We start from the raw sequence: 11,959 nt of genomic DNA, 5'->3' as shown, positions 1-11,959 counted from the left end.
GTTGAGGGCCTGGCGGAGGAGGTCGATCTCGGCGTCCTCGGTGGCGGTGCGTAGGACGAGGTGGTCGACAACGAGGGCGGATTGGGTCATCAGTGTTTCCATGGCAGGCTGAAACGGCCAAAACGGAGGCCAATGTTTAGTATTTTCTTAAATCGCCAATGAACATCGACCATGGCTGATTTCCGGGCAACCGCCCTGATTTCCGTATAATGGGACCGACAAATCGGGTTGTCATCGGCGTTCTGGATTGATACGGTCCGCCTAAACCCGTGCCGACTTACTCTTCAATGGACCACCTCTTACGAGCGCCTGCCTTTTTGCGGCGGGTCTTCGCGTGCGTGATGGTCCTGGTCATGGCGGCCGGACCCGCGCGATCCGCCGCGCCGGCCACCGGCTGGGATACCACGAAAATCGAGGGCCGCGAGTATGTCTCGGTGGAGAGCATCAAGCGCTTTTACAACTTCGCCAAAATGACCCGTGCGGGCACCTCGGTGGTCCTTGAGAATTCCAAGGTCGAAATGAAGCTCAAGGTCGGCGGCAACGAGTGCCTGATGAACAACGTCAAATTCATCTTCAGCCATCCGATCGCGCCGGTGGGGGAGAAAGTTTACGTCTCGCGGATCGACCTCGCGAAATTGATCGATCCGGTGTTGCGCCCGAATTTCATCCAGAACGCCGGCGATTTCCGGACGGTGGTGCTGGACCCCGGCCACGGCGGCAAGGACCCCGGAGCCACCAACCCCTTCGGTGCCGAGGCCATGTATAATCTCAAGCTCGCCGGCCTGGTGAAAAAACAACTGGAGGCGAAGGGCTTCAAGGTGGTGATGACCCGGAACACGAACGAGTATCTCACGCTTCAGGAGCGCGTGGAATTCGCCAACGCCGTGAAGGAACGCGCGATTTACGTCAGCATTCATTTCAATTCCGGCGGCAGCTCGGCCCGCGGCATCGAGACGTTCACGCTCTCCCCGCCCGGCGTGCCGCACTATGACCACGATTTCAAAGCCGCCGACTTGCAAACCCGCGCCGGCAACGAGCACGACTCCGCGAACATCGCGCTCGCCACCTCCGTCCACGGCTCGATCCTCCGGCGGCTCGGGACCAACACGCTCGACCGCGGAATCAAGCGCGCCCGCTTCAGCGTGCTCTCCGGCGTCCGCCACCCCGCCATCCTGCTCGAAGGCGGCTTCATGAGTCATCCTTACGAGGCCCGCTTGATCGAGAACGAGGCCTATCAGAACGCGCTCGCCGGCGGCCTCGTCGATGCCATCGGGAAATACCGCTTCGCCGTCTCGCGCAAGCCGGGTGACGCTCCGGCGAATTGATCCGTGTCAGGCGGGTTTCGCCCCGAGGATCGCCTCGGTCATCCGCAGCGCCTCCACGTTCGGCCGGACGGAATGCACGCGGTGCAGCATGACTCCTTGTTCACGGGCGTTGGAAGTGATCGCGACGGTCGGCCACTCGCGGGCGGCGAGATCGTCGGTGTTGAGAATCCGGGCGATGAAGGATTTCCGGGATACGCCTAGCAGGATAGGCCGCCCGGCCGTGGAGATTTCGCCGAGCGCGCGGAGCAGCGCGAGGTTGTGGTCCAGGGATTTCCCGAAGCCGATGCCCGGATCGAAACACAGCGCGGCCGGGTCCATCCCGGCCGCCGTGAGTGTCTCAAAACGCTCCGCGAAAAACGCCCTCACCGCCGCGACGACGTCCGCATACCGCGGTGCCGCCTGCATCGTTTGCGGGCGACCCTGCATGTGCATCACCACCACGCCGCAGCCGCTGGCCGCGCAAATCCCCGCCATTTCCGCATCCGCCAGCAGGCCGCTCACGTCGTTGACGATGTCCGCCCCGGCGGCGAGCGCGGCCGCGGCGACGGCCGCCTTCGAGGTGTCGATGGAAATCAGCCCGTCCCACTCCGCCCGCAGTGCCGCGACGACCGGGACCGTGCGGGCGATTTCCTCCTCCGCCACGACTGGCAGCGAACCCGGCCGTGTCGATTCGCCGCCGATGTCGATGATCGCCGCGCCCTCGGCGATCATCCGGCGGGCGTGGTCCAGCGCGGTCGCGACGCCGAAATGGTCGCCGCCGTCCGAGAACGAATCCGGCGTGACGTTCAAAATTCCCATCGCCTGCGCCTGGTGGGTGAGATCGAGCGTGGCGCGTCGTGTTTTCCAAATCATCGGTGAATTGGCGGCTTGCGGCGTCCGCCTGAGGGCTCTACTTTGCGCCCCATGAACCCGCTGGCAACTTGGAAAATCCGCGCGATCGCCGCAGGGCTTTTCGTTTCACTTCCCTGCCACGCCAACGATGCCGCGGCAGTCGATGGGCCGAACGTCCGCTGCATGAAGCACGAGGACGGCTCGCGCGCGGTGTTCACCCGCAGCCCCGACAGCCGGACCCTGACGAAAAAGACCTTCACAGCTAACGGGAAGCTCTGCATGGTGACCACTTACAAGATGGATTCAAACGCCAACCCGCTCGGCTGCAAAATCCGCGACGGCCAGAACAACGAGATGTTCAAAGTCAGCTACGGCTACCACAAGGTGACCGGCCTGCTCGTCGAGGAGCTCATGTTCGACTCGCGGGTGCGCCGCCTCAATCCGGCTAACGGCAAGGAGCTGCCGGTGCAGCGGATCGTCTATCTCTACGATGCGGAAGGCAAACGCAGCGCGCCGATCGTTTTCAACCTGCTGCCCGGAAAAACTTTCGAGCAGGTGTTCGGCGTGAAATCCTCCGCGCTCGAGTCGAATCCCTTCAAGTAAGCCGTGCCCTCTCCCCAGACCTTGCTTCCCTGGCTCCTCGGCGGGGTCATCGGCGCGGCCGGCATCCTGCAGGGCCTCCACTGGCGCTCGTCCGGCAATACCGCGGATCTGGCGGAACTCGAGAACCAGCTGCGCATCGCCGGCGAGGAAAACGAGATGCTCCGGCGCGAGAACGAATCGCTCCGCTCGCTTGCGCAAGGCGGCGGCGAGCTCGCCGTGCCGCAGGAGTTCATCGACCGCGCGGAGAAGGAGTTCGGCCTGCGCTTTCTATCAAACCCCGTCGTCCACCGCCTCGCCGGCGAGGAGCTCCGCGGCCGGATCATGGCCGCCATCGAGAGCCGCTACGGCCCGTCCGGCATCGACGACCGCCAGGAGTCCTACAAACTCATCGGCTGGCTGCGGCCGGACGACGACTTGCTCTCCCAGCTCGCCGCCGTTCGCGCGGTCGGGGCCTTGACGTGGTTCGACGACGTCACCGGCGAGGGTTGGGTGACCGACCACTTCGACTTGAAAAACATCCCGGACCAGGCGGCGCTCGTCCGGCTGCTCGCCCGCGTTCTGCTGCACCAGCATTTCCCGCCCGCTCCGGCTTATCCCGGCGACGACGCCGCGCGCGCCCGCGAAGCGCTCCATCAGGGAGCCGCCGCCGGTTCCGAGGCGCGATTTTACGCGTTGAGCGCCCGCACCATCGGCTTCATGCCGATGAAGGAAAACACCGAAGCCGTGCAGCTTCTCGCCAGCCTTTCCCCGTTTCTCCAGGGCCTGACCACCTTTACCGCTTCGGAGGGCAAGGGCCTTGCGGACACCCTGCACGTGCAAGGCAACGACAAGTTCCAGGCCGCGTTCCGCAGTCCGCCGCAGACCACCCGCGCGATCTTTTTCCCCGGCGAGCCCGCGGCCGAGCCCAAGGCGCTGGAGCTTCCCGCCGTTCCCGAGGAGCCTTTCCTCACCGAGACTGCCGGCCAGCTCGGGCTGCGCCTCTGGCTCGAACCGCTCGGCGACATCGGCACCGCTTCCGAGATCGCCGCCTGTTGGAAAAACGACCGCTACGTCCTGTTTCCCGACGGCGAGGCCTCGTCCGCGGTGCTCTGGGAGATCGAGTTGGAAAACCCCGAAGCCGCCGACAAGCTCCAAGCCGCCGCCTCCCGGCTCGTCGCCGCGATGGCCGGCGCGCAGGACAGACGCCATTTGAAAATCACCCGGCCGTCGCCCGGCCGCGTCCGCTTCCTCAACACCTTCGAGGCCGCCACCGCCACCGCGCTCGGAGCCGAATAACCGCTCATGATTGCCAAACGAGTCATCTTCGAAGGCCGCGTCCAGGGCGTCGGTTTCCGCTACACCGTCAAGGACCTCTCGCGCGGCTTCGATGTCTGCGGCTGGGTCAGGAACCTGCCGGAAGGCAGCGTCGAGCTGCAAGTCATGGGCGAGGAAGACGAGGTGGAATCCTTCATCAAGGAGATCGCCGAGGAATCCACCGTCGCCCATCACATCAAGAGCCTGACGGCGGAGAAGATTTTGCTGTTGGAGAGCTGTTCGGGTTTCCGCATCGAGCGCTAGACCTGTTCCGGTTCGGGAGCGGCGTCGGGGGGCGCTTCTTCAGGCTCGCGCCGTTCCACCGCCCGGATCAGCCCGAGGTAGGAAACCGTGCCGATCAGATAGAGCGCGGCGGTGACCATGAAAACCTGCCAGTAGGGAAGCTGGTGGGCGCGCAGGCCTTCAAAGATCCGCGCGGCCAGCCACCAGGAGCCGCTCCAGATTGCACCGCTGCAAGCGCTCATCAGCTCGCGGTTGCGCCCGCCCACGTAGGACATCGAGAGCTCGCTGGTGGAGGGACCGGCCATGTTCATCAGCGGCTGGCGGAAGATGAAACAGACCAGCGCGACCGGCAGCGCCCAGCCGGCGTTTTGCCATAGCTCGGTGAGCCCCATCAGCACCAGCAGGACGACGGCCGCGGATTGCACGCCGATGATCGCCCCGTGCCAGCCGAGGCGGCGGCGCACTTCCGGGACGACCAGCCCGCCGACGAATGCCAGCACGTAGCTGACCGAGCCGAAGGCGGAGTAGCTCGCCGGGCCGAGGTGATAGACATTGCTGAAAAACAGATTGAGAAACTGGATGCCCATGCCCGCGCCGGTCGCGATGCAGAGCGTGGGAACAAGCGCGCGCAGCAGCAGCGGGAAATCCTCGCGGTGGACGTGCAGCCAGTGGCGCGTGGATTTCTCCGCCACCGGCGGGTCCGGGAGCCGGGCGTAAAGGAACGGTGCCGCCAAGCCACAGATGGTTAGGACCAGCAGCGTCGAGTATTCGTCGAAGACGAGATGGACGCCCCCGAGGTGTAGGGTGCCGATGCCTTGAAGCACGCTGGAGAGCACGCCGCCGCAGATGCTGGCCGCTCCCCAGGTCGCGAACATCAGGCTCAGCGCCTCGCTCGACTGGTCCGGCGGCGCGATGCGAAGCATCATCGGCAGGCTGGCGACGTTGAGGATCAGGCCGGCGAAACCCATGGCGAGAAAGCAGAACGGTGCGGCGCCCATCGCGCCGAAACGCACGGTCTCCAGCATCGCCAGCGCGGTGAGGGGAAAGCAAACCGCGCCGATGACGAGCGGCATGCGCAGCGACCGCCCGCGCAGCCAGAGCCCGGCGGGCAGGGCGAGGAAGAAGGTGGCGAGAAACCGGTGGGAGGTGAGAGCCGCGATCGCCGGATCGCCGAGCCCGCGCGCTTTCAGGAAGAGGTTGAGCAGGAGGAATTGCGAGGCGTTGATCAGGTTGATGAGGAACATCCCGGCAGCGAATTGCAGGACGCACTTCGGCAGGGTCCGGTATCGATCCAGCCATGCGGGGAGGCGCGGCATCGTTCGGTTAGCGTGTGCTTGCTTCCTTGAGCCTGGCGATGGCCTCGTCCAGCCGCCCGCGGGTGGCGGTGAGTTCCGCGTCGAGAGCGCGGAGTTTTTCGTCGCGCGCGGCGATGGCGGTCTCCCAGATTTTCAGCTGTTCGCGGGCGGCGGTGATTTCGGTTTCCAGGGTGGCGGCCTGCGCCGTCTTTGCCTCCATCAAGCGGGCGGACTCCTCGGCCGCTTTTTGGGTGGCTTCGATGGATTCCTTGAGCACGGCGATGTCGCGCTCGAGACTGGCGGCGCGTTGGGTTTCGTCTGCTGCCAGGTCGTGTGCGGCGGCGAGCTCGGTTTTGAGTTTCGCCAGCGATTCTCCGGCGGCGCGTTCCCGCTGCCATTGGATGACGATCACTCCGGTTAGGACGAGGCAGCCGATGGCGTTGAGAATGGGCAGAACGCGGGATTTCACGCTTCAGGGATTGGGAGTTTTCGATTCGAAGCTGACTTTTTCGACGCCGGCGTCGCGGACGGCGTTGAGCACGCCGAGCACTTGCTTGTGGCGCGCTTCGGCATCGGCGGCGATGAGGACGCGGGTTTCGTCCGGCTTGGCCCCGGCTTTCAGGCGCGCGGTGATTTCAGACAGGGTGACGATCTTGCCGTCCCAGGTGGTCACGCCGCTGGCGTCGATGGCGATCTGGAACGGCGGCGTCTTGGTGTCGGCGACGCCGGTGGAGGCTTCCGGCAGGTTGATCGGCACGCGGTGGAGCTGGGTCATGCTGAGGCTCACTAACATGAATGCGGCGAGCAGGAAGAACATGATGTCGATGAGCGGGATGATCTCGATCCGCGCTTCATCGCCCTCGTCGTCGGAGGAGCGGCTGTGGAGTTGGACGGGCATCAGCGCGGGGTGCGGTTGGCGGCGAAGGCTTCGAGGTCGTGGCCGTGTTCCCTGGCCGATTTCACCAGCAGCTCGGTGTGGTTGATCCAGCGCTCCAGCGAGCCGCGCAGCACGGCGACGCGCTTGCGGAAAAAGTTATAGGGAAGCAGGCACATGATGGCGATGGCGATGCCGCAGGCGGTGGCGATGAGCGCCTCGCCGATGCCGCCGGAGACCTTGCTGGCGGCGAGTTGCTCGTCTCCGACGAAGGAGAACGAACCCATGATGCCGACGACGGTGCCGAACAGACCGAGCAGCGGCGCGAGCGTGATGAGCGTGCTGATGACCCACATGCGGGCCTCGGATTTCTCGATGAGATGGGTGGCGTGGAGTTGCATGGCGGCGAGCATCGAGGTGTGGGCGTGGGTCATGCCCTCGCGGAGGTTTGCCAGAAACGGCTCGCGGGTGTTTTTGCCGAGCTCCCAGGCGGTGGCGAAATCGCCGGTGCCGATGGCGACGCGGGCTTGTTCCTGTTGGTCCGGCTGGAGTCTGGCTTGCAGGCGGAGCCACCAGACCGCGCGGTCGAGGATGACGCAGAGGGCGAGGAAAAAGGTGGCGAGGATGGGCCACATGACCCAGCCGCCTTCAATGAATGTTTCGACGACGATATTGGCGAGCACGGTGGTGTTAGCGGAGTTGGAAAACGATGGGGCGCTGGAGCTTCATGACCCCGCCGGCGGGGAATGTCCAGCGGCGGACGGTGCGGACGGCTTCGGAATCGAGCAGCGGCCAGCCGGACGAGGATTTCGGATAGGCGGAGATGACGCGGCCGGAGGCGTCGACGGTGAACTCGATGACGACGGTGCCGGTCTGGCCGGCGCGCTTGGCCTGCGCGGGGTAGCTGGGTTTGGGCATGCGGCCCTGGGCGAGGCGGGAGGAATCGGACGCGCCGGGGTTTCCGGTGCCCGGGGCTCCGCCGGGTTTTGCGGTGGAAGTGGGTTTCCCGGGCTGGGTCGGCCGGGGCCTGGTTTGCGCCTGGACCGGAGCGGGGGAGGGGGATGGTTTCGCCGCGGGCCGGGGAATTTCCGGAATCTCGGGCAAGGGTGCGAACTCGGCGATTTCCGGCAGCTCGGGCGGCGCGGGTAGGATCTCCGCCGGAGCTTCGGTGGCCGCGGCCGGGGTGGTTGTGGGGATTTCCTCGGCGGCTTCCGCTTCGCCGAGGGTGAAATCCTCCGGGACCGGGTGGATCTCTTCTGCCGTTTTCACGGCGACGGGAGCACCCCGGAAACCCGGAACCACCAGCGCCACGGTGCCGAACGCCGCCACGCTCAGCCAGCAGGCGAGCGTGCCGATATTGAGGGCGTGGAAAAGGGCGGTCATGGCAGCGAGCGGAAACTAGGGCGGGTCCGGCAAGAAAACAATCCCCGCGGCGGGCCGCGTCAAAATCGGGATCAGAACTCGAAGGATGCGCCGATGTAGCAGTTGCGGCCGTTGGCGGGATCGATCCCGTCATTGCGGACGCGGGCGAAGTAGCTTTCGTCGAAGAGGTTGTTGATTCCGCCGATCAGGCGGACGTTGTCATGGATTTTGTATTCCGCGGTGAGGTCCCAGACCATGTAGGCGGGCACGGCGTATGGGGCGTCGTTGCTGTCGTTGGCGAAATGGTCGTCCAGGAAGGTGCCGCCGAGGGTGATCTTGAGCTTGTCCTGATAGTTGTAGTTCAGGCCGGTGCGGAGGATGAAATCCGGGGCGTATTGCGGCGTCTTGCCGTCGCTCGGGCCGCTGGTGAACTCCGCATCCAGCAGCGTGCCGTTCACATACCAGTCGAGCGAGCCGTATTGCTCCGTGCCGGCGATGTCGCGGAGCAGGTCGGTGCTGGCGGATAGGTCGATGCCTTTGTGGATGGAGTCGCCGACGTTGGCGGTGGTGTTGCCGAGCGTGCCGATCTGGTCCTTGAAGGAGAGCAGGAAAGCGCTGGCATCGAGCGTGAGCCACTCGTTGGCGCGGGTGCGGTAGCCGAGTTCGTATTCGATGGATTTGCCTTCCTCAAGGTCGTCCGGGACGACTTGTCCGCCGCCGGTGGGCACGGCTTCGCTGAAAATCACCGGGCGATAACCTTGCGAGACGTTGGCGTAAAACGCCGAGTTTTCCGTGTCCTCGTATTCCATGCCCAACCCGCCGAGCAAGATGGAACCATCTTCATCGCGGGTGCGGGTGGCCAGCGCGGGATCGATGAAACGCGTGTTCACATCCTGGCTGAACGTTTCGACCCGCAATCCGGGAGTGATGGAGAATTTCCCAAACGCAAAACGGTTTTCCACGAACACCGGCAGATAGAGAACCTCGCGGTCCGAAACGCGGGCGAGCCTGCCGGACGAGGCGGAAGGCGAACTGCCCACCTCGTCGGTGCGCGGGGAGTCGACATGATAGATCTGGATGCCGGTGCTCAGCGTGTGCTGGGCCTGGCTGCCCCAGTTCAGCCGGTAACGGGCGTCGAGACCGAGGGTTTCGAAATTTTGATCCTCGATCTGGTTGGTGGTTTTTGTGGGGAGGGTGCCGAATCCGCCGCCCTGCTGGCGCTTGCTGAAGCGGGTGTAGTCGGTCCACCAGGCGCTGGCGGTGAAGAAGGAGTCGGGTGTCGGCTCGATCTCGTAGGTCAGTGAGACGGAATCGCGGTCGAGCGAGAGTTCGTCGTGAAGGCGGGTGGCTTTGAGGCTGCCGGAGTTGAAATCGGCGACGGAGAGGCCGCCGGGTTCGCCGTGGTTTTCCTCGTAGGTGTCGGCGTTGAGGATGATTTTCCCGCCGTTATCGAGCGAGTAGAGGAGTTTGATCGCGCCGTTGTTGAGGTCGTAATCGCTGTTGGCGGAGCGGAATCCGTCGCTCTCGCGGTGGTTGAAATAGAGGTAGTAGCCGAGTTTGCCGACGGTGCCGTCCGCTGAGGAAAAGGTGGAGTAGAGATCGTCGCTGCCGACGACGTGCTGGGTGCGGAGCGAGAACGGCTTGTCGGTGCGCGGGCGGTGGGTGATGTAATTCAGCGCGCCGCCGGGTTGCGGGCCGTGTTGCAGCGCGGCGCCGCCGTGCAGGAATTCGATCCGGTCCACGGTGTCGAGCGGCGGGGTGTAGTAGGCTTCCGGATAGCCGAATTGGTCGGCGTGGATCGGGATTCCGTCGCGCAGCATCTGGGTGAACTGCGCGCGGTGCGGATTGAGCCCGCGGTAGCCGAGACTGACTAGCGGCGAGGATTCCTCGGCGAGCAGCAGGCCGGGAGTTTGGGAAAGCGCTTGGCGGTAGTTGTTGCCGACGATCCGCGCCTGGGCATCCAGATCGATGACCGCAGTCTTCTTGCCGGCGAAGATCGCGGCACCGGCCACGTCGGGAAGCCAGCCCTGCTGGTTGGTTTCATCGGCTTCCGACTCGGCGGTCACCACCATGGATTCGAGCGTGGTCACCGCATCCTGGGTCATGGCCAGGCTGGCGGTGGAGAGAGTCGCCGCCAGCCATGCGGCGGTGGAACGGGAAATGGAGTTGTGTTTCATGGAATCGCTTTCTCTTGAGATTGAGTCTCAACAGCGCGAGGACAGCATTCGGGGGTGGCCGCGTCAACCGGAAATTTGTCATTTGCCGGATGGCGGCCGATTCGCGATCCGCGATGGACGTTTGGCCCGGGATAGGCAACAAGCGCGCCGCTTCATGTCCGCTCTCCTCTCTGCCAACGAAATTCGCCTGACCTACGGTTACCAAACGCTGCTGGATGGCGTCACGCTTGCCATCGCCGCCGGGGAAAAAGCCGGGATGGTAGGCCGCAACGGTTGCGGCAAGACCTCACTCCTCAAAATCCTCACCGGCCAGCAAATGGCGGATTCCGGGGAAATTTCCCTGCGCCGCGCTCTCCGCGTGGGCTACCTGCCGCAGGAGTTCGAGCTGGATTCGGAACTCACCGTGCAGGAAAACATCGCCTCGGGCGCGGCCGACATCGTCGAGGCCATCCGCCGCTACGAAAATGGCGAGGGCAGCGACGCCGAGCTCAACGACCTGCTCCACCTCATCGACCACGCCGACGGCTGGAACCTCGACTCCCGGATCAAGGCCGCCTCCACCGCGCTCGGCACGCCGCCGCTCGACGCGATGGTCGGCCCGCTTTCCGGCGGCGAGAAACGCCGGGTCGCGCTTTGCCGCGCGCTCGCCTGCCAGCCGGATCTGCTGCTGCTCGACGAGCCGACCAACCATCTCGACGCCGAGTCGATCCGCTGGCTGGAGGATTATCTGAAGACCTTCCCCGGCGCGGTGATTTTCGTGACGCACGACCGTTACTTCCTCGACGTCATCGCCACGCGGATCATCGAGATCGACCAGGGCCGGGCGTTTTCGCATCCGGGGAATTACACCGCGTTCCTGGAATCCAAGGCGATCCGCCAGCAGATTGCCAGCCAGACCGAGCGCCGCCGCCAGCGGTTCCTGCGCGAGGAGTTAGAGTGGGTTAGGTCCGGCGTCAAGGCGCGGGGCACCAAGCAGCGCACCCGGCTCGACAAGTATTACGAAATCGAAGGCCTCGAAGCGCCGCCCGAGGAGCGGGAAATGGACCTGCTCATCCCGCCGGCTCCGGACTTGGGAAACATCGTCGTCGAGCTGGAAGGCGCGGGCGTGAATGTCGGCTCGGAGAAGTCGCCGCGCTGGTTGTTCCGCAATCTAACTCTCAGTCTGCGCCCCGGCCAGTGCACCGGCATCGTCGGCCGCAACGGCGTGGGCAAGACGACTTTGCTCAAGCTCTGCCTCGGCCAGCTCGATCCGACCGAAGGCACCGCCGTCACCGGCAAGCGGGTGAAGGTGAACTACATCGACCAGACGCGGATGGTGCTCGACGGCACCGGCTCGCTGCTCGACGAGATTTCCGACGGCAACGAGAAGCTGATGTTCGGCAACCAGCCGCTCGGCGCGCGGAACTATCTGCGGCGTTTCCTCTTCGATGACAAGCGCATCAACGAGCGCGTCGATCTTCTATCCGGCGGCGAGCGCGCGCGGTTGATGTTGGCCAAGGTTTTGAAAAACGGCGGCAACGTCATCGTGCTCGACGAGCCGACCAACGACCTCGACCTGCCCTCGCTGCGGATGCTCGAGGAAGCGCTCGCGGTGTTCGACGGCTCGGTGATCGTCGTTTCCCACGACCGTTATTTCCTCGACCGGATCTGCGATCAGATCATCGCCTTCGAGGACGACGGCATCGCGGTGCAGGCGGGAAATTACTCCTACTATCTGGAAAAGCGCCAGGCTCGCGAGGCCGCCCAGCGGATCCAGGCGCAAGCCGCCGCGCGGGAGGCCGCCGCCCGCCAGAAAGCTGCCAGCGCCCCAGCCGCCGCTGTGAAAAAAGGCCGCAAGCTCACCTTCAACGAGAAGAACGAGCTCGAAGGCATGGAGACCGCCATCCTTGCCATCGAGCAGGAAACCGAGGCGCTGGAAGCCATGCTGCACGATCCGGATTTCCAAGCCAAACGCTT

The 11,959-nt window shown here is 64.7% G+C and carries 12 protein-coding genes; 5 read left to right on the top strand and 7 right to left on the bottom strand.

Annotated features, from left to right (window positions below; genetic code table 11):
- Positions 1-341: 341 nt before the first annotated feature.
- Positions 342-1,325 carry an N-acetylmuramoyl-L-alanine amidase family protein gene (locus tag AC4DF4_RS15795; protein WP_490049076.1) on the top strand — a complete coding sequence of 328 codons (984 nt, stop codon included), beginning with the start codon at positions 342-344 and terminating at the stop codon, positions 1,323-1,325.
- A 6-nt stretch (positions 1,326-1,331) separates the two neighbouring features.
- Here AC4DF4_RS15795 and folP read toward each other — a convergent pair whose 3' ends face one another.
- On the bottom strand, positions 1,332-2,177 hold the full coding sequence (folP, locus tag AC4DF4_RS15790) for a dihydropteroate synthase (protein ID WP_490049075.1): 846 nt from the start codon (positions 2,175-2,177) through the stop codon (positions 1,332-1,334).
- Between the two features lie 51 nt (positions 2,178-2,228).
- Here folP and AC4DF4_RS15785 point away from each other — a divergent pair, with 51 nt between their 5' ends.
- The 3 genes from AC4DF4_RS15785 to AC4DF4_RS15775 are packed head-to-tail and all read left to right on the top strand — an operon-like array spanning position 2,229 to position 4,316.
- Positions 2,229-2,759 (top strand): hypothetical protein, encoded by a 531-nt coding sequence (locus AC4DF4_RS15785; RefSeq protein ID WP_490049074.1) that lies wholly within the window; start codon positions 2,229-2,231, stop codon positions 2,757-2,759.
- Positions 2,760-2,762: 3 nt separating this feature from the next.
- Complete coding sequence (locus AC4DF4_RS15780) at positions 2,763-4,034, top strand: hypothetical protein (RefSeq protein ID WP_490049073.1); 1,272 nt, start codon at positions 2,763-2,765, stop codon at positions 4,032-4,034.
- Positions 4,035-4,040: 6 nt separating this feature from the next.
- Complete coding sequence (locus AC4DF4_RS15775) at positions 4,041-4,316, top strand: acylphosphatase (RefSeq protein ID WP_490049072.1); 276 nt, start codon at positions 4,041-4,043, stop codon at positions 4,314-4,316.
- Here the strand turns inward: AC4DF4_RS15775 and AC4DF4_RS15770 are convergent.
- The 6 genes from AC4DF4_RS15770 to AC4DF4_RS15745 all read right to left on the bottom strand — a co-directional run bounded on the left by AC4DF4_RS15770 (position 4,313) and on the right by AC4DF4_RS15745 (position 10,003).
- Positions 4,313-5,611, bottom strand: coding sequence for an MFS transporter (locus AC4DF4_RS15770; protein ID WP_490049071.1), 1,299 nt, complete (start codon positions 5,609-5,611; stop codon positions 4,313-4,315). The two genes, AC4DF4_RS15775 and AC4DF4_RS15770, sit on opposite strands and share 4 nt — an antisense overlap.
- Before the next feature lie 7 nt (positions 5,612-5,618).
- On the bottom strand, positions 5,619-6,059 hold the full coding sequence (locus tag AC4DF4_RS15765; RefSeq protein ID WP_490049070.1) for a hypothetical protein: 441 nt from the start codon (positions 6,057-6,059) through the stop codon (positions 5,619-5,621).
- A gap of 3 nt (positions 6,060-6,062) precedes the next feature.
- The gene (locus AC4DF4_RS15760; protein WP_488259467.1) at positions 6,063-6,488 is read right to left on the bottom strand and encodes an ExbD/TolR family protein; all 426 of its coding nucleotides are present in this window, start codon (positions 6,486-6,488) and stop codon (positions 6,063-6,065) included.
- The gene (locus tag AC4DF4_RS15755) at positions 6,488-7,147 is read right to left on the bottom strand and encodes a MotA/TolQ/ExbB proton channel family protein (RefSeq protein WP_490049069.1); all 660 of its coding nucleotides are present in this window, start codon (positions 7,145-7,147) and stop codon (positions 6,488-6,490) included. Before AC4DF4_RS15755 ends, AC4DF4_RS15760 begins: the two co-directional genes overlap by 1 nt.
- A 7-nt stretch (positions 7,148-7,154) precedes the next feature.
- On the bottom strand, positions 7,155-7,847 hold the full coding sequence (locus AC4DF4_RS15750; RefSeq protein WP_490049068.1) for an energy transducer TonB: 693 nt from the start codon (positions 7,845-7,847) through the stop codon (positions 7,155-7,157).
- 71 nt (positions 7,848-7,918) lie between these two features.
- Positions 7,919-10,003: a TonB-dependent receptor family protein gene (locus AC4DF4_RS15745; RefSeq protein WP_490049067.1), complete on the bottom strand. Its 2,085-nt coding sequence runs from the start codon at positions 10,001-10,003 to the stop codon at positions 7,919-7,921.
- Positions 10,004-10,157: 154 nt separating this feature from the next.
- On the opposite strand from AC4DF4_RS15745, the gene AC4DF4_RS15740 reads away from it, so the two are divergent.
- Positions 10,158-11,959, top strand: a 1,802-nt coding sequence (locus tag AC4DF4_RS15740; protein WP_490049066.1) for an ABC-F family ATP-binding cassette domain-containing protein, incomplete at its 3' end; no start/stop codon positions are given.

This window comes from Luteolibacter sp., from assembly GCF_058122085.1.
This window is presented reverse-complemented; position numbering and strand designations above follow the sequence as displayed.

What these genes read in the sequence shown, in the direction of transcription:
- AC4DF4_RS15795 (WP_490049076.1), top strand. Translation starts at nt 342, where the DNA reads ATGGTCCTGGTCATGGCGGCCGGACCCGCGCGATCCGCCGCGCCGGCC.
- folP (WP_490049075.1), bottom strand. Translation starts at nt 2,177, where the DNA reads ATGATTTGGAAAACACGACGCGCCACGCTCGATCTCACCCACCAGGCG.
- AC4DF4_RS15785 (WP_490049074.1), top strand. Translation starts at nt 2,229, where the DNA reads ATGAACCCGCTGGCAACTTGGAAAATCCGCGCGATCGCCGCAGGGCTT.
- AC4DF4_RS15775 (WP_490049072.1), top strand. Translation starts at nt 4,041, where the DNA reads ATGATTGCCAAACGAGTCATCTTCGAAGGCCGCGTCCAGGGCGTCGGT.
- AC4DF4_RS15770 (WP_490049071.1), bottom strand. Translation starts at nt 5,611, where the DNA reads ATGCCGCGCCTCCCCGCATGGCTGGATCGATACCGGACCCTGCCGAAG.
- AC4DF4_RS15760 (WP_488259467.1), bottom strand. Translation starts at nt 6,488, where the DNA reads ATGCCCGTCCAACTCCACAGCCGCTCCTCCGACGACGAGGGCGATGAA.
- AC4DF4_RS15750 (WP_490049068.1), bottom strand. Translation starts at nt 7,847, where the DNA reads ATGACCGCCCTTTTCCACGCCCTCAATATCGGCACGCTCGCCTGCTGG.
- AC4DF4_RS15745 (WP_490049067.1), bottom strand. Translation starts at nt 10,003, where the DNA reads ATGAAACACAACTCCATTTCCCGTTCCACCGCCGCATGGCTGGCGGCG.